This is a genomic window from Paenibacillus pasadenensis DSM 19293, assembly GCF_000422485.1.
Classification (GTDB): Bacteria; Bacillota; Bacilli; order Paenibacillales; family Paenibacillaceae; genus Paenibacillus_O; species Paenibacillus_O pasadenensis.
The window spans coordinates 57888-79540 of sequence record NZ_KE383847.1; the positions used below are offsets into that span (position 1 = coordinate 57888).

Annotated in this window: 17 protein-coding genes and 3 pseudogenes; 18 read left to right on the forward strand and 2 right to left on the reverse strand. The window is 66.1% G+C overall.

The genetic code is table 11. The annotated features are described in order from the left end of the window. Positions 1–15: 15 nt before the first annotated feature. The 4 genes from map to H582_RS0111090 all read left to right on the forward strand — a co-directional run bounded on the left by map (position 16) and on the right by H582_RS0111090 (position 4077). The gene (map, locus tag H582_RS0111075; protein WP_028598584.1) at positions 16–792 is read left to right on the forward strand and encodes a type I methionyl aminopeptidase; all 777 of its coding nucleotides are present in this window, start codon (positions 16–18) and stop codon (positions 790–792) included. 245 nt (positions 793–1037) lie between these two features. Then, positions 1038–1709 (forward strand): bifunctional 2-keto-4-hydroxyglutarate aldolase/2-keto-3-deoxy-6-phosphogluconate aldolase, encoded by a 672-nt coding sequence (locus H582_RS0111080; protein ID WP_101807747.1) that lies wholly within the window; start codon positions 1038–1040, stop codon positions 1707–1709. Positions 1710–1819: 110 nt separating this feature from the next. Further along, on the forward strand, positions 1820–3208 hold the full coding sequence (fumC, locus tag H582_RS0111085; protein ID WP_028598586.1) for a class II fumarate hydratase: 1389 nt from the start codon (positions 1820–1822) through the stop codon (positions 3206–3208). A 143-nt stretch (positions 3209–3351) separates the two neighbouring features. Beyond that, positions 3352–4077 (forward strand): class I SAM-dependent methyltransferase, encoded by a 726-nt coding sequence (locus tag H582_RS0111090; protein WP_028598587.1) that lies wholly within the window; start codon positions 3352–3354, stop codon positions 4075–4077. A gap of 79 nt (positions 4078–4156) precedes the next feature. On the opposite strand, the gene H582_RS0111095 is transcribed toward H582_RS0111090, so the two are convergent. After that, the gene (locus H582_RS0111095) at positions 4157–5146 is read right to left on the reverse strand and encodes an ABC transporter substrate-binding protein (protein WP_028598588.1); all 990 of its coding nucleotides are present in this window, start codon (positions 5144–5146) and stop codon (positions 4157–4159) included. 262 nt (positions 5147–5408) lie between these two features. On the opposite strand from H582_RS0111095, the gene H582_RS0111100 reads away from it, so the two are divergent. The 11 genes and pseudogenes from H582_RS0111100 to H582_RS0111150 all read left to right on the forward strand — a co-directional run bounded on the left by H582_RS0111100 (position 5409) and on the right by H582_RS0111150 (position 16577). After that, complete coding sequence (locus H582_RS0111100) at positions 5409–6392, forward strand: FecCD family ABC transporter permease (protein WP_028598589.1); 984 nt, start codon at positions 5409–5411, stop codon at positions 6390–6392. Further along, on the forward strand, positions 6389–7432 hold the full coding sequence (locus H582_RS0111105) for a FecCD family ABC transporter permease (RefSeq protein WP_028598590.1): 1044 nt from the start codon (positions 6389–6391) through the stop codon (positions 7430–7432). The genes H582_RS0111100 and H582_RS0111105 overlap by 4 nt, the downstream gene beginning before the upstream one ends. 20 nt (positions 7433–7452) lie before the next feature. Continuing rightward, positions 7453–8277: an ABC transporter ATP-binding protein gene (locus H582_RS27035; protein WP_043111205.1), complete on the forward strand. Its 825-nt coding sequence runs from the start codon at positions 7453–7455 to the stop codon at positions 8275–8277. Between the two features lie 331 nt (positions 8278–8608). After that, positions 8609–9442, forward strand: a pseudogene (locus H582_RS33340) (ABC-F family ATP-binding cassette domain-containing protein); the annotation flags it as partial. A 198-nt stretch (positions 9443–9640) separates the two neighbouring features. After that, positions 9641–9955 (forward strand): annotated as a pseudogene (locus H582_RS33345) (ATP-binding cassette domain-containing protein); the annotation flags it as partial. A 441-nt stretch (positions 9956–10396) separates the two neighbouring features. After that, a pseudogene (locus tag H582_RS33350) lies at positions 10397–10630 on the forward strand (ABC transporter C-terminal domain-containing protein); the annotation flags it as partial. Between the two features lie 6 nt (positions 10631–10636). Continuing rightward, entirely contained in the window at positions 10637–11296 is a 660-nt protein-coding gene (locus H582_RS0111120) for a fumarylacetoacetate hydrolase family protein (protein WP_240478996.1), read from the forward strand. Between the two features lie 182 nt (positions 11297–11478). Further along, positions 11479–12069: a ribonuclease H-like YkuK family protein gene (locus H582_RS0111130; protein WP_028598593.1), complete on the forward strand. Its 591-nt coding sequence runs from the start codon at positions 11479–11481 to the stop codon at positions 12067–12069. A 204-nt stretch (positions 12070–12273) separates the two neighbouring features. Next, complete coding sequence (locus H582_RS0111135; RefSeq protein WP_028598594.1) at positions 12274–13452, forward strand: YhgE/Pip domain-containing protein; 1179 nt, start codon at positions 12274–12276, stop codon at positions 13450–13452. A gap of 28 nt (positions 13453–13480) precedes the next feature. Continuing rightward, a complete protein-coding gene (locus H582_RS0111140) occupies positions 13481–14077 on the forward strand; it encodes a TetR/AcrR family transcriptional regulator (protein WP_028598595.1) in 597 nt (198 codons plus the stop codon). 277 nt (positions 14078–14354) lie between these two features. Then, positions 14355–16577: a methyl-accepting chemotaxis protein gene (locus tag H582_RS0111150; protein ID WP_028598596.1), complete on the forward strand. Its 2223-nt coding sequence runs from the start codon at positions 14355–14357 to the stop codon at positions 16575–16577. A 781-nt stretch (positions 16578–17358) separates the two neighbouring features. Here the strand turns inward: H582_RS0111150 and H582_RS0111155 are convergent. After that, positions 17359–17763 carry a secondary thiamine-phosphate synthase enzyme YjbQ gene (locus tag H582_RS0111155; RefSeq protein WP_028598597.1) on the reverse strand — a complete coding sequence of 135 codons (405 nt, stop codon included), beginning with the start codon at positions 17761–17763 and terminating at the stop codon, positions 17359–17361. Between the two features lie 176 nt (positions 17764–17939). Between H582_RS0111155 and galU the strand changes: the two genes are divergently transcribed. The 3 genes from galU to H582_RS27040 all read left to right on the forward strand — a co-directional run bounded on the left by galU (position 17940) and on the right by H582_RS27040 (position 21633). After that, on the forward strand, positions 17940–18857 hold the full coding sequence (gene galU, locus H582_RS0111160) for a UTP--glucose-1-phosphate uridylyltransferase GalU (RefSeq protein ID WP_052333149.1): 918 nt from the start codon (positions 17940–17942) through the stop codon (positions 18855–18857). A 202-nt stretch (positions 18858–19059) separates the two neighbouring features. Further along, positions 19060–20454 (forward strand): FxLYD domain-containing protein, encoded by a 1395-nt coding sequence (locus H582_RS0111165; RefSeq protein WP_028598599.1) that lies wholly within the window; start codon positions 19060–19062, stop codon positions 20452–20454. A gap of 21 nt (positions 20455–20475) precedes the next feature. Further along, positions 20476–21633: a S1C family serine protease gene (locus H582_RS27040; RefSeq protein ID WP_043111206.1), complete on the forward strand. Its 1158-nt coding sequence runs from the start codon at positions 20476–20478 to the stop codon at positions 21631–21633. The last annotated feature ends 20 nt before the right edge of the window (positions 21634–21653 follow it).

Genomic DNA, 21653 nt, shown 5'->3' on the forward strand with positions numbered 1-21653 from the left:
CGGGGGTGGCGCCGGATGGCGGAATGGAAGTCGGAAGAAGAGATCGCCTGCATCCGCAGAGCCGGACAGATCGTGGCCGAATGCCACGAGGCGATCGGGCGGAGGATCGCTCCGGGAGTGACGACGCTGGAGATCGACCGCTTTGTGGAAAGGCTGATGGCCGAGCGCGGGGCGAGGCCGGCGCAAAAAGGCTATTGCGGCTATCCGTTTGCGACATGCGCGTCGGTGAACGAGGTCGTCTGCCACGGGTTCCCGGACTCGATTCCGCTGCAGGAGGGAGATCTCGTCACGATCGACATGGTAGCCGATGTCGACGGCTGGAAAGCCGACTCGGCCTGGACGTACGCGATCGGCCGGCCGCAGCCGGAGGCCGCGCGCCTGATGGAGGCGGCCAGGCGGGCGATGCTGCGCGGCGTCGCCGAATGCCGCGCCGGGCGGAGAATCGGCGACATCGGCGCGGCGATCGTCAAGGAAGCGCGGGCGCATGGCTGCTCGGTCGTCGCGACGTTCGCCGGCCACGGCATCGGCCAGTCGATCCACGAAGCGCCGGAGGTCGGCCACACCGGGCTGGCCGGCAGCGGCGCGCGGCTCGAGCCCGGCATGGTGCTCACCGTCGAGCCGATCCTTGCCGCCGGCGACGGCGCTGTGTGGATCGACCGCGACGGCTGGACGGCGCGGACGCGCGACCGCTCCTGGTCGGCCCAGTTCGAGCATACGGTCGCGGTGACGGAGCAGGGACCGGTCATCCTCACCTGCCTGCAGGGCGCGGCGGGCCATGCGGTTATCCCCTGAATTGTCCACATATGCACAAAAAATACCCCCAGTATCCACAACTGACCTGGGATAAGGGAAAGCTTCTCCTTGCGCGCGCTTCCATGCGGGCAGGAGCGGCTTTTTTGGGCTTGCCTTTCCCCATGTGGACAACTTTTGCGAGCTTTTCGGAAGGAAATGAAGCGCCGGGCTGTGGATAAACGGTTGACGATCGGACGGGACGGATGAGACAATGAATCCGGTTATCATGGGGAGGGAATGGTCGAATGCTGAACAAGTTGAGAGTGACCGCCGCGGTCGCGGAAGCGGGCGTCGTGGCGGTGCTGCGCGCCGACTCCGCCGAGGAGGTCGTCCGCATGGCGCGCCATGCGGTCAAGGGCGGGATCAAGGCGATCGAGATCACGATGACGGTGCCGGGCGCGCTGCGCGCGATCGAGCAGCTGGCCGCGGAGTATTCCAGCAAAGCTGATCCGGCCTCGGACAAGCATGCGATCATCGGCGTCGGCACGGTGCTCGATCCGGAGACGGCGCGCGCGGCGATTCTCGCCGGCGCGGAGTTCGTCGTCGCCCCTGCGTTCAATCCGGACACGATCAAGCTCTGCAACCGCTACGCGGTGCCGATCCTGCCGGGCGCGATGACGATCCACGAAATCCAGAGCGCGCTTGAGCTCGGCGTCGACATCGTCAAGCTGTTCCCCGGCAGCGTCTACGAGCCGAGCGTCATCTCGGCGATCAAAGGGCCGCTGCCGCAGGCGAACGTCATGCCGACCGGCGGCGTGTCGCTCGGCAACCTGCGCGAGTGGGTCAAGGCCGGAGCGGTGGCGGTCGGCATCGGCGGCGACCTGACCAAGGAAGCGGTCAAGACGGGCGATTTCTCCTTGATCGAGCGGCAAGCGGCGGCGTACGTGCAGGCCTATCGCGACGCCAAGGCGCAGTAAGTCCGAAGAAGCGGCTCCCGCGGTGGCGGAGGGCCGCTTTTTCCGTTAAAATGGATAGCGGCAAACCAAACGGAAAGCGGTTCAACGAGTTCAAGGAGGCGGAGAAACGAATGACGGAATATCGGATTGAAAAGGATACGATGGGCGAGATCAAGGTTCCGGCGGACAAGCTGTGGGGCGCGCAGACGCAGCGCAGCCGCGAGAACTTCAAGATCGGCTGGGAGAAGATGCCGCTCGAGATCGTGAAGGCGATGACGATCGTCAAAAAGGCGTCCGCGCAGGCGAACGCCAAGCTCGGCGTGCTGGAGCCGGAAAAGGCCGAGGCGATCTGCCGCGCGTCCGACGAGATCCTCGAGGGCAAGCATGACGGCGAGTTCCCGCTCGTCGTCTGGCAGACGGGCAGCGGCACGCAGACGAACATGAACTGCAACGAGGTCATCGCCCGCCGCGCGAACCAGCTGCTCGAGGCAGCGGGCTCGTCTACGCGCATCCATCCGAACGACGACGTCAACCGTTCCCAGAGCTCCAACGATACGTTCCCGGCGGCGATGCACATCGCGGCCGTCATCGCCGTGCAGACGCGCCTGCTCCCCGCGCTCGAGGTGCTGAAGGCGACGCTGCACGACAAGAGCGTGCAGTTCGACGACATCGTCAAGATCGGCCGCACGCATCTGCAGGACGCGACGCCGATCACGCTCGGCCAGGAGATCAGCGGCTGGGAAGCGATGCTGGAGAAGTCCAGCTGGATGCTGACGAGCAGCACCGACGCGATCCGCGAGCTCGCGCTCGGCGGCACGGCGGTCGGCACGGGCATCAACGCCCACCCGGACTATGCCGTGCAGGTTGCGGCCGAGGTGGCCGAGATCACCGGCCACAACTTCGTCACCGCTTCCAACAAGTTCCACTCGCTTACGTCGCATGACCAGATCGTCTGGGTGCACGGCGCGATCAAGGGCCTCGCGGCCGACCTGATGAAGATCGCCAACGACGTGCGCTGGCTGGCGAGCGGCCCGCGCAGCGGCATCGGCGAGATCACGATTCCCGAGAACGAGCCGGGCAGCTCCATCATGCCGGGCAAGGTCAACCCGACGCAGGCGGAAGCGATCACGATGGTCGCCTGCCAGGTCATGGGCAACGACGCGGCGATCGGCTTCGCGGCCAGCCAGGGCAACTTCGAGCTGAACGTGTTCAAGCCGGTCATCGCCTACAACTTCCTGCAGTCGGTCGTGCTGCTGTCCGACTCCATGCTGTCGTTCAACGAGCACTGCGCCGTCGGCATCGAGCCGAACCGCGAGACGCTGCAGCGCAACCTCGACCAGTCGCTCATGCTGGTGACGGCGCTCAATCCGCACATCGGCTACGAGAACGCCGCCAAGATCGCCAAGCAGGCGCACAAGGACGGCACGACGCTCAAGGAGAGCGCGATCAAGAGCGGCCTGCTCACCTCCGAGCAGTTCGACGAGTGGGTGCGTCCGGAGAAAATGACGGGCAAGCGCTAAGCAAGCCGGGTAAAAGGCGCAGTACCGGCTTCAAGCGGAACGGCAGAGAAATGAAGGACGGACGTCGACCAGCATCGGCGTCCGTTTTTTCGCATCCTGGCCAACTGTCATCAGATCAGCGCCATCTGCGGAAGGAGCCATGCATGATACCGCTCGTATATGACCAGATCAATCGTTGGGGCAAAGACGATGATTTCTTTTTAGCCTTGTTGAAAAAGGCGGATGTCGAACATGTGGCTGATTTAGGTTGCGGCACAGGCAGGCTGACTACGCATTTTGCGGAAGCCGGCTATCGCCTGACAGCAATTGATCCCCATGAAGAAGCGATCGAATATGCAAGAAGCAAAGACCGCTCCATCCTTTGGATCGTTGGCGACAGCTCGCAGCTGCAGCCGAATCACTTTGACGCTGTCGTCATGACAGCGAATGTGGCGCAAGTATTTCTTACAGACTGCAGCTGGCAGCGCGTTGTTTCGGATGCATACGCAGCCTTGAAGCCGGGTGGACACTTTATGTTCGATGCGCGAAATCCAACGGCAAAAGCGTGGGAGCAATGGGAAAAAGATCTGACCCCCGACATTGCAACAGATCCATCGAGCGGCGAACCGCTCGAGATTTGGACGGAATACGAAGGATTCCGGGGAGACGTCTATGTTTTTTATGAAACGGTTAAACATGCACGTACAGGCGAAACGCTCATTCATCAGAAAATGGAATTGATTTTCCGAACGCAAGAACAAATTCATGAATCACTGGCCCTGGCCGGATTTTCACAGATTCAAGCTTATGGAGATTGGGAATTCAGGCCAGCCACGGAAAAATCCAACTCGGTCGTCTTTCACGGCATTAAATCTTCCCGATCGGTCTGACTCCTTGAATAACAAAACAAGCCGTCCCGAGTCAGTCCCGGAACGGCTTGTTTGCGTTGCTATGGAGGAGGGAACGGCCCTATGCCTCGTAGATCCGGTACAGCTCGTCGAGCATCAGGTTGGCGGCCAGAATGCCTCCCGCCGTGTTCCAGACGGCGTCGTCGACACGCTTGGCTTGGCCTTCGCTGACGACCTTCAGGCTTTTCCACAGGGGATCGCTCGTCCATTCCTGCTCCGTCGCGCTGCCCTTTCCGTCCCCGGTGTCGTAGGTGAAGTAGAAGAGGCGGTCGGCTTCGACCTCGGGCAGGCGCTCCTTGGTGATCTCATCGACGAAGGTCTCCTTGCTCGTCTTCGTCATCTCGTTGCGGGCGATGCCGATCTGGTCGAAGATGATGCCGGAGAACGTATCCGTATGATAGACGCGCGTCTTGCCGGCCATGAAGCGCACCATGGAGACGGTCTCGTTGAGCTTGTCGCCGGCTTTTCCCTTGAAGTCCTCGATGCGGGCGTCGAAGTCGGCGATCAGCTTGTCGCCCTCGTCCTTCTTGTTCAGCGCCTCGGCGTAGAGGGCGAAGTTCTTCTTCCAGTAGCCGCGCAGATCCTCGGCTTCAACCGTAGGCGCGATCGCGCTCAGCTGCTCGTAGATCTTCTCGTGGCGCATCTTGTTGGCGATGATGAGGTCCGGCTCCAGGCCGGCGATCAGCTCGATGTTGGGCTGGCTTTCCTCGCCGAGCACCGTGACGCCTTCCATCTTGTCCGCGATGTGGGCGTACCACGGATTCCCCGTCCACGACTTGACGGCTCCGACGGGCTTCACGCCGAGAGCGAGCACGGCTTCGGTGCCTTCGTTGGTCAGGACGACGACCTTTTGCGGCGTGCCTTTGATCGTCGTCTCGCCGAGCGCATGCTTGACGACGCGCTCGGCGCCCGCGCCGGCTTCCGCTTCGGCATTCGCATTCGTATTCGCGGCGCCGTTCGTGCTGCCGTTGCTGCCGTTATTGCTGCCGCAAGCGGCCAGCAGGCCGATCAGCAGGACGCAGCCCATAAGAATGAGTAGGCGTTTTTTCATTTCATGATCCCCTTCGATTTTGATTGATAACCGTTATCAGTACAGATAGCAATGATAGAGAAGAAGGGAGGCTCTGTCAATCGAATTTTGAGAATGATTATCATGATCGTTGACAGCAGGTGGTTCTTCTTCTACACTTTTCCCTAGCATTCTGCTGCCCTCAGGCTTCTAGATCGGATTGAACCCGGCATGCGGGCCGGATTCGGGAGCTCGGGCAGCAGGGCAACAGACAAGTTCCAAGCGAACGAGAAAGCAGGCGGACATGAGAGTTGCGGGCATCATTCTGTTTATGGCGCTGCTGGCCTTCGCGGTCCTATGCAGCATCGCCTTCGGCACGGCGGACATCCCGCTGGACCATGTCATCGATTCCTTCACGCGCTACAGCGGAACGCAGGAGGACCTCATCATCCGCACGGCGAGGGTTCCGCGGGCACTGATCGCGGCCGCCGTCGGGGCCAGCCTCGCCGTAGCCGGAGCGCTCATGCAGGTCATCACGCGCAATCCGATCGCGTCGCCAAGCACCTTCGGCGTGAACGCGGGAGCGGCTTTTTTCGCCGTGCTCGGCGCCGGGCTGCTCGGCCTTGAGAGCATGCAAGCCCAGACAGGGATGGCTCTGGCCGGAGCCGCCGTCAGCGGCTTGATCGTCTTCGTCCTGGGCAGCGTCGGCAAGGACGGCATGACGCCGGTGAAGATCACGCTGGCCGGCGCTTCCATGGCCGCATTCTTCGCCTCCGTGACGCAGGGGTACATGCTCTCCAGCGGCAAGATGTTCGATCAGGTGCTCGTCTGGCTGGTCGGCTCGGTCGCGGGACGGGAGCTGGACTCGCTGACCGCCGTGCTGCCGTACATGGGGGCCGGAATGCTGCTGGCGCTCCTCCTGTCCCGCCATCTGGGCGTGCTCTCGATGGGAGACGACATCGCCAGCAGCCTCGGGCAGAATACGGCCTGGATGAAAGGGGCGGCCGCCCTGTCCGTCATCCTGCTCGCCGGAGCATCGGTGGCGGCGGCCGGACCGGTGGCATTCGTCGGCATCATCGTCCCGCATATCGTCCGCCGCATCGCAGGCAGCGACTACCGCTGGATCATTCCTTACTGCGCCGTCATCGGCGCCCTGCTGCTCGTTACGGCCGACCTGGGCTCGCGGTACATCGCCATGCCGAAGGAAGTGCCCGTCGGCGTCATGACCGCGGTCATCGGCGTTCCGTTCTTCGTCTATATCGCACGTTCGGGGAGGGTGAGCCGATGAGCCGATACCGTTCGGTGCGAGTGAGCCGTCCGCGGATGTCCTTTCTGGTCGAGCGCAGGACGATCGGAATCCTTGCCCTACTCGCCCTCCTGTGCGCGGTGCTGATGGTCGTGAGCACGGGCGTCGGCAGCCTCTACCTGTCGCCTCTGGAGGTCATCCGCTCCATAGCGGGCAAGGGCGCCGCCGCGCATGAGGTCATCGTGAACAAGCTGCGCCTGCCGCGCATCGTCATCGCGGTGCTCGTAGGGGCATCGCTGGCGGTGGCGGGCGCGATCCTGCAGGGGCTGGTGCGCAATCCGCTGGCCTCGCCCGACGTGACGGGCATCACGGAGGGAGCCTCGCTGGGCGCCGTGCTGTTCCTGTTCCTGCTCGGAGACTCCGTCTCCGTTTCCTGGATGCCGATCTCGGCCATCGCAGGCGCCTTTGCGGTCACGGGACTGCTGTATGTCCTGTCCTGGAGAGGAGGGGTATCGCCGCTGAGGCTCGTGCTGATCGGCACGGGACTGTCGGCCGCGTTCAAGTCCGTCTCCTACATGCTGATCATCTCCGGGCCGCTCATCCTGTCGGTCAAGTCGCTGACGTTCATGACGGGAAGCATCTACGGCGTCTCTTGGGAAAAGGACGTCTACGCGCTGCTGCCCTGGGTCGCGGTCCTGCTGCCGCTGGCCTGGCTCCAAGCCCGGCATGTGAACATCCAGGCGCTCGGCGACGAGGTGGCCGGCAGCGCCGGAGCGCAAGTGCAGCGAGGCCGCCTGGTGCTGCTGCTGCTGAGCGTGGCTCTGGCGGGAGCGGCCATCGCCATCGGCGGCGCCATCAGCTTCATCGGGCTGATGGCTCCCCATATGGCGCGCCGGCTCGTCGGCTCGTCGTTCGGCGGCCTGCTGCCGGCGAGCGCGCTGATCGGAGGCATCCTCCTCCTGGCCGCCGATCTGGCCGCGCGCACGGCGTTCCCGCCGCTCGACATTCCGGCGGGCGTCTTCACGGCTGCGATCGGCGCGCCGTTCTTCCTATACATGCTGTATCGGCACCGCAATTCATGACAGGCAGGGGGCACGGAACGATGGGGATGCTGGAGGCAAAAGGACTGTCGCTCTCCTATGGAGGCGCGAATATTTTCGAAGGCCTGGATCTGACGATTCCGGAGGGCAAGGTGACGGTGTTCATCGGCAGCAACGGCTGCGGCAAGTCGACGCTGCTGCGCTCCATGGCCCGGCTGCTGAAGCCGCAGCAGGGCTCGGTCGTCATCGACGGGAGCGACATCTCCCGGATGACGACCAAGGAGGTCGCCCGCAAGCTGGCCATCCTGCCGCAAGGGCCGCAGGCGCCGGAGGGGCTGAGCGTGCTCCAGCTCGTCAAGCAGGGCCGCTATCCCTACCAGAGCTGGCTGCAGCAATGGTCGCGGGAGGACGAGGAGGCGGTCATGAAGGCGCTGAAGGCGACGGGCATGTCGGAGCTGGGCGAGCGCAGCGTCGACGCGCTGTCCGGCGGCCAGCGCCAGCGGGCCTGGATCGCGATGACGCTCGCTCAGCAGACCGGCGTCATCCTGCTCGACGAGCCGACGACCTATCTCGATCTGACCCATCAGATCGAGGTGCTGGACCTGCTCGACGAGCTCAACGCTTCCGAGCGGCGCACGGTCGTGATGGTCCTGCATGACATCAACCTGGCCTGCCGCTACGCCGACCATATCGTCGCGATCAAGGGCGGAGCGGTCTACGCGCAAGGAGCTCCGCGGGACGTGGTCAGTTCCGCCATGATCGCGGAAGTGTTCGGCCTCACGTGCGACATCATGCCGGATCCGCTCCACGGCACTCCGATGTGCATCCCGCACAGCCGGAGCGCCCGCAGGCTGCCGGCCGGATCAGCCGAGCCGGCGCTTCGCTGAGGCGCTGCAACGGCAGGCCGGCCTCAGGATGCCTGCGGCATCGGACGCATCCGCCGCAAAAAGCTCGCCCCGCGAAGGACTCGCGGGGCGAGCTTTTTGCGGCGCGAATCCTTCACGTCATGAGGCTTTCGGTCTCGCCGCATTCCCTCCGAAGCCTGGCCGGGACGATGCCGCCGGAATGCTCCATCGTGCACCACGCTTGGCGGCGGCCTGCAAAAGGGAGCGGCGGCGGCGCCTCTGCACCGGACTTGGCCGCCTGTGGTATGATGGGAGGACGAGCGTCCGGCCGCCGCGCGGCCGGAAACGGATCAAGGAAGGAAAGAGGCCTGCTATGCATCTGTTATCCATCGAGCATCTGACCAAGACATACGGAGAGAAGAAGCTGTTCGAGGACGTCAGCTTCGGCATCTCCGACGGCGACAAGATCGGCATCATCGGCGTGAACGGCACCGGCAAGTCGACGTTCCTCAAGGCGATCGCCGGCATCGAGCCGGCCGACTCCGGCAAGGTCGTCATCCCGCCGCGCGTGAGCGTCCGCATGCTGCTCCAGAATCCCGAGTTCGATCCGGAGGAGACGGTGCTGGAGCATGTGCTCGGCGGCGACACGCCGCAGCTGCGCGCCGTGCGGGAGCATGCGGCGGCGCTGGAGGCGCTGGAGCGCAGCAGCTCCGACGCCTCGCTGCAAGAGCGGCTGCTGCGGGCCGGCGCGGCGATGGACGAGCTGGACGCCTGGCAGCTGGAGAGCGACGCCCGCACCGCGCTGTCGAAGCTCGGGCTGCGGGATCCCGAAGCCCGGCTCGGCACGCTGTCCGGAGGCCAGCGCAAGCGCGCGGCGATGGCGGCGGCGCTGCTGTCGCCGTCGGACGTGCTCATCCTCGACGAGCCGACCAACCATATCGACAACGAGTCGGTCGCCTGGCTGGAAGGCATGCTTCAGAAGCGGCGCGGCGCGCTGCTCATGGTGACGCATGACCGCTACTTCCTCGACCGGGTGAGCAACCGGGTCGTCGAGCTCGACCGGGGGCGCGCGTATTTCTACACGGCCAACTACAGCCGCTTCCTCGAGCTCAAGCTCGAGCGCGAGGAGCGCGAGGCCTCGAGCGAGGCCAAGCGGCAGAACCTGCTCCGCAATGAGCTGGCCTGGATCCGGCGCGGGGCGAAGGCCCGCTCCACCAAGCAGAAGGCGCGCATCGAGCGCTTCGAGGCGCTGAAGGCGTCCGGGCCGGACAAGGCGTCCGGCAAGCTCGACCTGTCCGTCGCCTCGTCGCGGCTCGGCCGCAAGATCGTCGAGCTGGACGGCGTAGCGAAGCGCTACGGCGACCGCACGCTGATCGAGGACTTCAGCTACATCGCCGTGCCGGAGGACCGCGTCGGCATCATCGGGCGCAACGGCAGCGGAAAATCGACGCTGCTGAAGCTGATCGGCGGCCGCCTGCAGCCGGATGCCGGCGAGGTGTCGCTCGGACCGACGGTACGGATCGGGTACTTTTCCCAGGAGCATGAGGAGATGGACGAGTCGATGCGCGTCATCGAGTACATCCGCGAGCAGGCCGAGCAGGTGCGCACGGCCGACGGCACGACGATCTCGGCGGGCCAGCTGCTGGAGCGGTTCCTGTTCCCGCCGGCGATGCAGTGGTCGCCGATCGCCAAGCTGTCGGGCGGCGAGAAGCGCCGCCTGCAGCTGCTGCGCATCCTGAGCGGAGCGCCGAACGTGCTGCTGCTCGACGAGCCGACCAACGACCTGGACATCGCCACGCTCGGCGTGCTGGAGGACTACCTCGAGGACTTCCCGGGCGTCGTGCTCGTCGTCTCCCATGACCGCTACTTCCTCGACCGCACGGTCGAGCGCATCTTCGCCTTCGAGGGCGGCGGGACGATCGTGGAGCATACGGGCAACTACTCGGAGTACGAGGAGAGCCGCGGCAAAAGAAGCCCCGCCGAGCCGGAGCAGGCCGGCGCGGGCGGACGTAGCGGATCGGGAGCGGCAGCCGGGAGGAACGGCGCTCCAGCCGCAGCCGGAGGGGACCGTCCGTCAGGCGGCTCCGCGCAGCCGTCCGGAGAGGCGGCGGACGCCGCGGCCGGCGCGTCCCGCCGGGAGCCCAAGCTGCGCATGTCCTACCAGGAGCAGAAGGATTTCGAAGCGATCGACGGCTGGATCGAGGAGGCCGAGGCCAAGCTCGCCCGCGTGCACGAAGGCATGGGCGAGAGCGGCAGCGACTCCGTGCGCCTGCAGCGGCTGATGGCCGAGCAGGCGGAGCTCGAGGCGCGCCTCGAGGAGCTGATGGAGCGCTGGACATACCTGAACGAGCTGTCCGAGCAGATCGAAGCCCAAAAAACGAAGCCGAGGAGCTGACCCGCCATGATGACTTCACCCCTGCAAGACTACAGCCAGGAGTCGATCCGCAACATCTACTGCATCGGCCGCAACTACCGCCTGCATGCCCTGGAGCTCGGCAACGAGGTGCCGAAATCGCCGATGGTGTTCACCAAGCCGACCCACTCGCTCGTCCCGATGGACGGGCGCGAGGTGGAGCTGCCTGGAGCGGAAGGCGAGGTGCATTTCGAGCTCGAGATCGTGCTGCGCGCCGGCCGCGACTGGGAGCCGGGCCTGCCGGCGGACGAGCTGTTCGACGCGATGGCGCTCGGGCTCGACCTGACGCTGCGCGACGTGCAGAGCCGGCTCAAGGAAAAGGGCCATCCCTGGCTCGCGGCCAAAGGCTTCCTCGGCTCTTCGCCGCTCGGGCCGTGGCTGACGTATCCGGGACTTGCCGGACTGAACAACGCCGACTTCTCCCTGCTGCGGGGCGCGGAGGTCGCGCAGCTCGGCAACGCCGCCGACATGATCTTCCCGCCGGACGTGCTGGCGGAGCATATCGGCTCCCGCTACGGGCTGCGCCGCGGCGACGTCATCTATACCGGCACGCCGGCCGGCGTGGCCGCGCTGCTCGACGGGGAGACGCTGACCGCGCTCTGGAACGGCGAGCCGGCGGGCTCGCTGCAGGTGAAGCTGCGCCGCTAGCTCCATTCCGGCCGCATGCCGCAGGGCGGATCCGATGCCTTTCGCGCCTCGCCGCCTCCGGCTGTCCGTGCCGCCTGTTCGTCCGCCATCGCCGAGCCCTCGTTCATAGCCGTCCCCGCGCCCGCATAAGCTGGTCGAGAGGAAGCGAGGCATCTACGAGCAGCGAGGGCGGTGAAAGCTGGGTGACGAAAGCCAAACGGAAGCCGGAGGCGCATGACCGGGCCAACCGGCTGCGGTTCCACAACGTCAAGGAGCAGCATCTCACGGTCGCGGACGTAGCCGACCGCCTGCTGCGCTTTGTCGCGGAGGATCCGCGGGCGAGCTACCATTTCGCGATCGGGACGGACTGCCAGGTCCATCCGAGCCACACGAAGTTCATTACCGGCCTGGTGCTGCACCGGCTGGGCCGCGGAGCGTGGGCGTGCTACCGGCCTTACGTGCTCGGCAGGGAGCTGGGATCCATTCGGGAAAAGCTGGCGCTGGAGACGTCGCTGTCGCAGGAAATGGCCGCCCATCTGGAGGAGCTGTCGGTCATCCCCCGCATGGAGGAGTTGCTGCTGCCGCATGTCTACCAAGGCGCGGGGCTGCGCACCTTCATCGACATCGACGCCGGCACGGAGCCGTGCGTCAACCCGACGGCGCTGTACGTGCAGGAAATGATCGCCCGCGTGGAGACGATCGGAAGCTATGTACCGCGCGTCAAGCCGGAGGCGTACTGCGCCTCCAGCTACGCCAACCGCTACACCAAGCGGCCGGCCAAGTTCGTCATGTAGCGAAGCCGGAAGCGGCGGAGCCGTCTTCAAGAGCCGTTCGCGGGCATCCGCGGACGGCTTTTCGGCATGACGGCGTCCTCCGAGGCGATTCGCCGGCAAGAAAACGCTTCATAAAAAAGAGTTTGACAGCCAAAATAATCCCTCGTATAGTTTAAACTGTTGTTTAAAACAATTGTTTAAATCCATGCGATAGGGGATAGAGGAATGAATCAAGCTTTCCGGGCCTTCCTGCAAAGGCCGACGACAAAAGCGGGCATCGCCACGGCGCTGCTCATGCAAGTGGTGTTCTCGATCATCTGGATGACGGGCTATAGCGGCGTGAACGACCGGATCGGCCAGCTGGCGATCGCCGTCGTGAGCGAGGACCGCCAGGCGGGCGACCAGCTGGCGCAGCAGCTCGTGAAGCAGCTGCCGTTCCGCATGGAGCAGGCGGACAGCCTGGCGGCGGCGAAGACGGAGCTCGACGAGCGCGAGGTGCAGATGGTCGTGCATATTCCGGCGGACTTCACGGCCAGCGTGTCGGATCCGGCCGGCAAGGCTTCGCTGCATTACCTGCTCAACGAGTCCAACCCGGTCATGATCAAGAACGTCATGAGCTCGGTCGCGGCGCAGATCACGGCCGAGGCCAATGCTCGCGCCGCGGGGCAGGGCATCCAAGGCGCGCTGGCCGCGCAAGGCATGCCGCAGGAAGCGGCGGCAGCCGCTGCGGGCAGCCTGGCGCAGCGGGTCGAGGCGCAGCTGGAGTCCATGCACGTCGTAGACGGCATGAACAACCAGATGGTGCCGATGATGCTCGTGCTGGCGTCGTGGGTCGGAGCGATGATCATGGCGCTGAACTTCTTCCAGTCGGGCATGGCCGTCGCCCGCTCGACGACGAAGTGGCAGCGGTTCGGCGTGCAGGCGTCGCTGACGGTCGTCATCGCCTTTGTCGTCTCGCTCGTCTCGGCAGGCTTGCTGGCCGCCCTGGGCGGCCAGATGGAGAGCGGCTTCCTGAGCGTCTGGCTGTTCATGCTGCTCCTCCTGCTCAGCTTCATGCTCGTGTCCCAGATGGTGCTGCAGGTGCTCGGCATGGCCGGCATGTTCCTCAACATCATCCTGATGTCGGTGCAGCTGGTGAGCTCCGGCGCGATGCTGCCGCGCGAGCTGCTGCCGCCGTTCTACCACGGCATCGGCGAGTGGCTGCCGGCGACGCGCGCGGTCGACGGCATGATGAACCTGCTGTTCGGCGGTCCTTCGGCCGGTCCGGACGTGCTCGCGCTGGCGCTGACCGGCGCCGCGGCTCTGCTCGTCAGCATCGGCTCGATCGCGCTCAAGAAGGCGGGAGCCCCGGCTCAGCGCGCGGCTTCGCAGCCGTCGCCCCAGCCGGAGCCGTCGGTCCGCTGATCGGGCACGGACAGACAGGAGGCGGCTTATGAGCAAGGTAGACGTGCGCGTCCGCATGCTGCGGGCCGCCAAGAAGCTGTTCGCGAAGCACGGCTTCGAAAAGACGACGATCCGCCAGATCTGCGAGGAGGCTTGCGCCAACGTGGCGCTCGTCTCCTACCATTTCGGCGGCAAGGACGGCGTCTTCGCCGCGATCTTCAACGAATATTTTCCCGATCGGGACATCAAGTCGCTGAAGCCCGGCCCCGATCCCGAGGCCGATCTGAAGGTCATCATCCGGGAGATGACGCTGTTCCGCCGCCGCGAGCCCGAGCTCATCTCGATCATCCAGCAGGAGATGGCGCTGCGGTCCCCGCGCCGCCAGATCATCCAATCGCACAAGTCGCTCCTTCAGGTCCGCCTGCGCGAGTGCCTCGAGCGCGGCCGGGCGGAGGGCCGCTTCCGCTTCCGCTCGCTCGATACGACGCAGCTGTTCGTCATGGGCGCGCTGCTCGCCCACACGAGCATGATCGACATGAACGGCGTGCCGGAGGTGGAGCGGATGTCGGCCGAGGAGATCGCCGAGCATTTGACGGCCTTCATCCTGGCCGCGGTCCGAGGGCTGCCGGAGGCGGAGGGAAGGTAGGACGCAAGGAAGGGCTGCTTTCGAGCAGGCCGGTTTCGGACCGGCTTCTCGAAGGCAGCCCTTTTTGGCCTTCGATGCGATGGGGACGGGAATGGCGGAAGCTCAGCCGGATGCGAACGCATCCGGCGTCGCAGCGGCCAGGAACTCGCGCATCGTGGCGAGCGGGCGGTTATTCTTTTCGAAGAGACGGACCTCCTCCCTCTCGACGAGGCCCCGTCGGACCGATAACGTAATCAATCCGATCAAGAGACAGATAGGACAAGAGGGGGAAAACGCCATGTTTGACTGGCTCGGCTTTCGAACGGGGCTGCCGCTGTGGATATCCTGCCGGCTGAACCGCGGCCGGACGGAGGACGTCAAGGAGATCTTCGAAGGAATCGCGGCGACGCGGGCGGCGCTGCTGCAGGATTGGGCGGAGGAGTACTGGGGCCATATGAGGCGGCTGCGCGAGCGGCTGCAGCAGGAAGCGGGAGAAGGCGGCGCCGAGGGGCTGCTGGCGAGCGGAGGCGGAGAGGCTTCGCTGCAAGCGGCGTACAGCCGCGCGGGGGATTTCACCGAGCTGTTCTTCCTCGACCGGGAGGGAATCGTGACGGCATCGACTTTACCGCGGCACAGCGGGACTGCATATGCTGAAGGACACGCGGAAGGTCCTGGACCGGGGCTTGCCTATGCGAAGCGCATCGGAGGGCGCTGCCTGTACGGACCTTACCGGGACGAGCGGACGCTCGAGGCCGGGCCGCGCTCGTCGAGCTTCCACGACCGCATCACGCTGCTGTTCATCGAGCCGGTGCTGGAGGAGGGCCGCTGGGTCGGGGCGCTTTGCGGGCGCGTGCCGGGGGATGTGCTCGGCGACCTGATCCAGCGGGAGTCGGGACATGTGTACCCCGATTCGGGCGACAACTACCTGTTCATGGCCAAGCCGGAGATCGACCGCTCGATCGAGCCGGGCACGGCGCTGTCGCGCAGCCGCTTCGAGGATCGGACGTTCACGCGCGGAGACAACCTCAAGGACGGGGTGCGCACCGAGTACGGCGTCGTCCGCATCCAGGAGCATACCGAGCTGGAGCTGCGGTTCACCGATCCGGCGACGGGCGAGCTGCATCCCGGCGTGGCGAATACGATCCGCAGCGGCTCCAACCTGTTCGTCGAATTTCCGGGCTATTCGGACTATCGGCATATCCCCGTCATCGGCAAAGGAGTCACGTTCCGCCTGCCGCATCACCCCGATCTGTGGGGAATGATGTGCGAAGGCGACCTGGAGGAGGTGTACCGGATCCGAAGCATCGACTGGCAGCATCGACGCAGCTCGGCGCTGACGCTGCTGGCCGGAACGGCGCTGTTCGCGCTGCTCATGGCCGTGCTGCTCGGACTGGACGCCGGTCCGCCCGCGCTGGCGGGCGCGGCCGTCGCGGCCTACGCCGGGCTCGGCATCGCCGGATCGCTGGCGGCCCGCCGCCGGCTGACGCGGCGGACGGCGGAGCGCCTCGGGGCGCTCGCCCGCTTCATCCGGCTCAACGCCGAGGGCGGGGGCGACCTGACCCAGCGGCTGCGCACCGAGACGTTCGCCGCAGACGAGACGCGCGAGCTGGCCAAGTGGATCAACAACATGATCGACTCGCTCGAGGGCATCATGCTGCGCGTGCGGACCGCCTCCGGCGACGTCCGGCTCAGCCAGGGCGACCTGAGCCGCAAGGCGGCCGAGCTGGCCGAGCGGACGGAGCGGGTCAGCGGAGCGATGGGCCAGATGATCGCAGGCACGGCCTCCCAGCTGAACGACATCGATGGCGCCAAAGCTTCGGCGCGGCAGATGCGGGAGCAGCTGCGGGAGCTCGAGGAGCAGGCGAGCCGCGAGCTCGGCGTGGCGCGCGGCGAGGTGGAGCGCATCGGGGAAGCGATGAACGCGATCTCCGACCGCATGGAGCAGTCCGGGCAGACGCTGGGCGGACTCGTGCAGGCGGTCCGGCAGGTCGGCGAGGTGCTCGGGGCGATCGAGCAGATTTCGGCGCAGACGCACCTGCTGGCGCTGAACGCCTCGATCGAGGCGGCACGCGCGGGCGAGAGCGGCCGCGGCTTCGCGGTCGTCGCCGGCGAGATCCGCAAGCTGTCGGAGCTGACGCGGCAGTCGACCGAGCATGTGCGCGCCATCATCGAGGGCATCCACGGCGAGGCGGAGCGGGCGACGATGTCGATGGACGAGGGCAGCCGCGCCGTCGAGACCGGGCGGCAGCTGGCCGAGGCGGCAGGCGCCATGCTCATGGCCGCCGCCGCAGGGGACGGCCGCAAGGGCGAGGTCGCCGGCGAGGTCGCGCGGCTCATGGAGAGCATCGCGGAGGTGAGCCAGCACAACCGCCGCATCAGCGCCGAGGCGGAGCGGCAGATGCAGGAGCTGCAGCGGGGCATGGCCCAGGTGCAGGCGACCGCCGGCGAGGCCGAGGCGATCACGGGCCAGCTGGAGGGCATGGTCGGCCAGTTCCATCTGACCGAATCGCGCGTGCGCTGAAAGGCTCGGCGGACCTGATGGGCGCAGGGCCGCGGCGCGCGGAACGGCGTAAAGCCCGTGCACGCGAGGCAAGCACGCCCTGGTGCGCGAGCGCGGCCGGCTGCTCCGCGGCCGCGCATTCAGCCGGCTAATCGGCAAGGTGGCGGCGTTGCCGCGCGGTCCAAGCGGATGATCGGCAAGGAGGCGGCGTTGCCGCGCGGTCCAACCGGATAATCGGCAAGGAGGCGGCGTTGCCGCGCGGTCCAAGCCGGCTAGCGTGCTGCGGATCCGGCCGCAAAAAGACCCGATCGGGTCTTTTTTTGCATCCTCTTTAGTAAGGATATCGGGGGAATAGCGGGTCGAGGGAGGATTGAAGCGTGGATGGATGCGATGAAGGGGTCCGGAGTACCTTCGTGGGACGTGTCGGGCAGGAGCGCCGGTCGATGAGCTGCCAACGACTCCTCAAACCGGTAGAAGGTTGCTTTTGGACAAGACAAGTTGCTTGCGACTCGTGAAAAGCTTAGCGGCGGAACTAACCGTCTAGACGTTGAAAAGACGGGACGAAGTCCCGTCTAAGCGTCTGAGGAGTCGCCCGGCTTGCGGCAAAGGCCGCAAAAGGGCTTATAAGCTTTTCAGGAGTCGCCTGCGATGCAGGACCAAGTCCTTAGGCGTCCGGCAGGAGGCTGTCCCGGAAGGGGTCGGCATGCCGCCAGCGTCAGGCGCAGCGTCAGCGCCGGCTGCCCGATGCCTTCGGCAGCGTGAGGCTCGGCTGTTCGCCGTGCCGTCCCCGACAGCCTGCGAGCTAGCGGTCGCCGGTGATGCGGATGCGGTACTCGCGCGAGCGGGAGCCGTCGAACTCGCAGAAGTAGATGCCTTGCCAGCGTCCGAGCGCGAGGCGTCCGCCCTCGATCGGAACGAGCTGGCTCGTGCCCGTCGTCAGCGCCTTCAGATGGGCGGCCGTGTTGCCCTCGGCATGGCGGTAGCGCGGATGCTCCCACGGATAGACCTCGTCCAGGCGCAGCAGGATGTCGTGCTTCACGTCCGGGTCGGCGTTCTCCTGGATGGTTAATCCAGCGGTCGTATGGGGACAGTATACCAGGACTTCCCCGCTCTGAATGCCGGCTGCCTGGACATGGGACTGGACTTGCCGGGTAATGTCGATCATCTCATCGCGCCGCAGCGTGCGCAGCGTTTCGGTGACAAGCATGGGCCTCGCTCCTATTCTTTCGTGGATTTTTCACCGTCAGGCATCGCTGCCATCATAACCTCCGCTGGCGCGATCCTTCAACAGTTGGTAAACTTATGGAACAAGCGGCGAACCAGGCCCAGCCCTGACCGCCCCGCGTCCGTCCCGGCGCGATCCGCCGGGGGACCTGCAGCCTCATGTCCGATCTTACATCCTTAAGGAGTGGTTCAATCTTGACGCATATCCGCAAAGCCATTATTCCAGCCGGCGGGCTGGGCACGCGCTTCCTTCCGGCGACCAAGGCGCAGCCGAAGGAAATGATGCCGCTGATCGACAAGCCGGCGATCCAATACATTGTCGAGGAAGCGGTCGCCTCCGGCATCGAGAGCATCATGATCGTGAGCGGGCGCAACAAGCGGGCGATCGAGGATCACTTCGACAAATCCGTGGAGCTGGAGGCCGAGCTGGAGGAGCGGGGCAACGAGGAGATGCTGGAGCTCGTCCGCGGCATCTCCAAGCTGGCCGACATCGTCTACGTGCGCCAGCGCGAGCCGCTCGGCCTCGGCCATGCGGTGCTGTGCGCGCGCAGCTTCATCGGCAGCGAGCCGTTCGCGGTGCTGCTCGGCGACGACATCCTGCGCTCGAAGCAGCCTTGCCTGGGCGAAATGATGAACTACTACCGCGAGACCGGCTCCTCGGTCATCTCGGTCATGGAAGTGCCGTGGGAGCAGACGCATAAATACGGCATCGTCGATCTGGAAGGCGACGGCCTGTTCCCCCGCATCCGCAACCTGGTCGAGAAGCCGGCTCCCGGCGAAGCGCCGTCCAACTGGGCGGTCGTCGGCCGGTACGTGCTCGATCCGGCCGTGTTCCGCCTGCTGGAGCGCGCCGAGCCCGGCAAGGGCGGCGAGATCCAGTTGACGGACAGCCTGCAGAAGCTGAATTCCGTGCTGCCGATGCACGCCTACAAGTTCCAGGGCCGCCGCCACGATGTCGGCGACAAGCTCGGCTTCGTGCAGGCGACGATCGACATGGCGCTCGAGCGGGACGATCTGGCCGACGCCGTGCGCGAATACATGCGGAGCAAGCTGCATCCGGAGCCGGCCGGGACCTGATGTCCGGGACGGACGGCGCCCCGCCAAGCCATCCCTTCCTTTGCGGATGGCTTTTTTTCATGAGCGGAAGGCTTTTCGGCCGGGATGATCGTTCGAATCGGGCAGGATGGGAAACAAACGCCGGGAATCGGCGTATGAACGCAAGACGCCCCGAACCTCCGAGGAGGGGGGCGAATGGAAGCGATGGCGGAGGCATGAAGCAATGAGCAGTGGACCGGAATCGACGAAACGGGAATCGGGCGGCATCCGCACCGCATGCCCTTATTGCGGCTTCAAGACGCTGGACGACGAGGCCAGCTTCTGCAGCCGCTGCGGCAAGCCGCTGCATACGGCGGCCCTGCTCGTGCGGCGCCGCGAGCGGGTCGAATGGCTGGAGCAGATCCAGGAAATCGGGACCGCTCCGTCCGGGGCGGCCCCGGACGCGCGCGAGCTGATGGAGCGCATGCGCGAGGACGAGCGGCTGGATCAGGCGGAGCATGCTCCCGCCGATCCGTCGCGGCCCGCCTACGCGCAGGCGGAGCGTCCTGCCGCCGGCTGGCGGATGGCGCTGCGGCGCACGCGCAGGCAGTGGCTGCCGCCTGCGCTCGCGCTGCTGATCGGCTGCGCGGGCATCGCGGGCGTGCTCGCCCGCGAGCTGCGCCTCAACGATCGGGCCGAGGCGTGGCAGCAGCAGGCTTCGCGGGAGGCGCTCGCCGGCCGCTATCCGCAAGCGGAGCAGCTCCTGGAGCGCGCCGCGCAGGTGCGGCCGGATGGAGCGGGCCTGCTGCGCGATCTCGACATCGCGCGGCAGGCGCGGCGGCTCGACGACCAGGTCAAGGAAGCGGCGAGGCTGCTGGAGGGCGGCCGCCTGGAGCAGGCCGAAGGCGAGCTGCGGCAGGTGCAGGCTGCGATGGCGAACCGCCAGGAGCGGGTGTTCGATCCCGTTCGCGGCCGCATCGGGGACGAGGCGGCGCGCCTCGCCGTCAAGCAGGTATCGCAGGAGCTGGACGGACTGGACAGCGTGGCCGAGCTCGCGGATCGCTTGCAGCGCCTGCGCGGCCTGCAGGATGCCGGCGCGGCCCAGCTGCGGCAGCGCATCCTCGACCTCATCGTCGAGACCGGCGCGGCCAAGGCCGAGGCGCTGCTGCGCGCGCGCGACTACTCCGCGGCGCTCGCGGCCGTGGCGGAGGCGAGGGAGCATGCCGGCGCGGTCGAGCCGCTCAAGGAGCTGGAGGCGCGGATCGGACGCGAGCGGGAGAACTACGAGCGGCAGGAGCAGCAGCGCCTGGCGGCGGCCCGGCAGATCGCGTACGACGAGCAGCTGCGCAACCGCACCGCCGCCGTCGCGGTGCGCAGCGTCAAGGTCGGCCGGGATGGAGAAGGACGGGCCGTCGTGACCGGCGAGGTCGAGAGCAAGGCGACGCGCGGCATCCATTCCGTGCAGCTCGAATACAAGCTGCTCGATGCCGAAGGCCGCAGCGTCGGCACGGTCACCGCCCGCACGGAGCCGGACGTGTCGATCGAGCCGGGGGGCCGGGCATCCTTCCGCGGGGTGCGGACGATGCCGCCGGGCGAGCTGACCGCCGTCATCACCAAGGCGACGTGGTACATTGAGTAGCCGCCGGAAAGAGGGAACCGTATGAATTGGAAGAGAAGCTGGCCGGCGGCCCTTAGCGCCCTGCTGCTGCTGGGGGGCGGAGCGGCTTCGCTCGCGATCCACCTCGACCTGCCCCGGCGGGCCGGCGCGGAGCCGCTGCTGGCCGTCCTCCCGAGCGGAGGGGCGGGCAGCGCCAGCGCTTTGAAGGAAGTCATTTTCAACACGCAGAAAAAGGTGTTCACGATCCAGAGCGACAGCGGCCTCGGCTCGGGCTTCCTGTACAACGACCGCGGCGACCTGCTGACGAACGCGCATGTCGTGGCCGGCTCGCGCACGGTGAGGGTGATCGCCTCCGACGCCAGGGAGCTGGTCGGCGAAGTGATCGGCATCGGATCCGAGCTCGACGTCGCCGTCGTGCGCGTGCCGGAGCTGTCCGGCTCCCAGCCGCTCAAGCTGGAGCGCGCCGGGCGGGTCGAGGTCGGCGATCCGGTGCTCGCGGTCGGCAGTCCGCTCGGCCTGCAGAGCACGGTGACGACCGGCATCGTCAGCGGCCTCGGACGCAACTTCGCGATGAAGCCGTATGTGTACCGCAATCTGTACCAGATCTCGGCGTCGATCGCGCCCGGCAACAGCGGCGGTCCGCTCGTCGACCAGCGCACCGGGGCGGTGCTCGGCATGAACTCGGCGGAGATGCAGGACGGAGAGATCGGCTTCAGCATCCCGATCGCGGACGTGCTCGGCCTCGCCGAGGGCTGGTCGAACAGCTCGATGGAGGAGCTGCCCGGCGTCTCGGACGATGAAGCGGGCACGGCGGCCGGCCGGAAGACCATTACGGACTACGCCGGCTACCTCGTGTCCCGCTTTTACGAAAGCCTGAGCAACGGCGACTACCTGTACGCCTATTCGCTGCTCGGCTACAGCTGGAAGGCGCAGGACCCGTACGAGGACTTCCGCAAAGGCTACCTGCCGACGAAGAATGTCGTCATCAAGAGCCTGAACGTGACCAGGAACGGCGAGCGCAGCGCGACCGTCAAGGCGGTCATCGAGGCCGAGGAGCATGGACAGGACGGCGCGAGCTCCAAGCGCAACTTCGAGGTGACGTACAAGGTCGGCTACGAGAACGACCAGCTCAAGCTGATCGACGGCAAGGGCAAGGAGCTCGACGCGGCAGGCAAGGAAGCGCCCAAGAAGAAAGGCTGAGGAGCAAAGCTTGAGGAACA

Excerpts from the sequence above, each read along its gene's own strand:
- map (WP_028598584.1), top strand. The coding sequence starts at position 16 with ATGGCGGAATGGAAGTCGGAAGAAGAGATCGCCTGCATCCGCAGAGCC.
- H582_RS0111080 (WP_101807747.1), top strand. The coding sequence starts at position 1,038 with ATGCTGAACAAGTTGAGAGTGACCGCCGCGGTCGCGGAAGCGGGCGTC.
- fumC (WP_028598586.1), top strand. The coding sequence starts at position 1,820 with ATGACGGAATATCGGATTGAAAAGGATACGATGGGCGAGATCAAGGTT.
- H582_RS0111090 (WP_028598587.1), top strand. The coding sequence starts at position 3,352 with ATGATACCGCTCGTATATGACCAGATCAATCGTTGGGGCAAAGACGAT.
- H582_RS0111095 (WP_028598588.1), bottom strand. The coding sequence starts at position 5,146 with ATGAAAAAACGCCTACTCATTCTTATGGGCTGCGTCCTGCTGATCGGC.
- H582_RS0111100 (WP_028598589.1), top strand. The coding sequence starts at position 5,409 with ATGAGAGTTGCGGGCATCATTCTGTTTATGGCGCTGCTGGCCTTCGCG.
- H582_RS0111105 (WP_028598590.1), top strand. The coding sequence starts at position 6,389 with ATGAGCCGATACCGTTCGGTGCGAGTGAGCCGTCCGCGGATGTCCTTT.
- H582_RS27035 (WP_043111205.1), top strand. The coding sequence starts at position 7,453 with ATGGGGATGCTGGAGGCAAAAGGACTGTCGCTCTCCTATGGAGGCGCG.
- H582_RS0111120 (WP_240478996.1), top strand. The coding sequence starts at position 10,637 with ATGATGACTTCACCCCTGCAAGACTACAGCCAGGAGTCGATCCGCAAC.
- H582_RS0111135 (WP_028598594.1), top strand. The coding sequence starts at position 12,274 with ATGAATCAAGCTTTCCGGGCCTTCCTGCAAAGGCCGACGACAAAAGCG.
- H582_RS0111140 (WP_028598595.1), top strand. The coding sequence starts at position 13,481 with ATGAGCAAGGTAGACGTGCGCGTCCGCATGCTGCGGGCCGCCAAGAAG.
- H582_RS0111150 (WP_028598596.1), top strand. The coding sequence starts at position 14,355 with ATGTTTGACTGGCTCGGCTTTCGAACGGGGCTGCCGCTGTGGATATCC.
- H582_RS0111155 (WP_028598597.1), bottom strand. The coding sequence starts at position 17,763 with ATGCTTGTCACCGAAACGCTGCGCACGCTGCGGCGCGATGAGATGATC.
- galU (WP_052333149.1), top strand. The coding sequence starts at position 17,940 with ATGTCCGATCTTACATCCTTAAGGAGTGGTTCAATCTTGACGCATATC.
- H582_RS0111165 (WP_028598599.1), top strand. The coding sequence starts at position 19,060 with ATGAGCAGTGGACCGGAATCGACGAAACGGGAATCGGGCGGCATCCGC.
- H582_RS27040 (WP_043111206.1), top strand. The coding sequence starts at position 20,476 with ATGAATTGGAAGAGAAGCTGGCCGGCGGCCCTTAGCGCCCTGCTGCTG.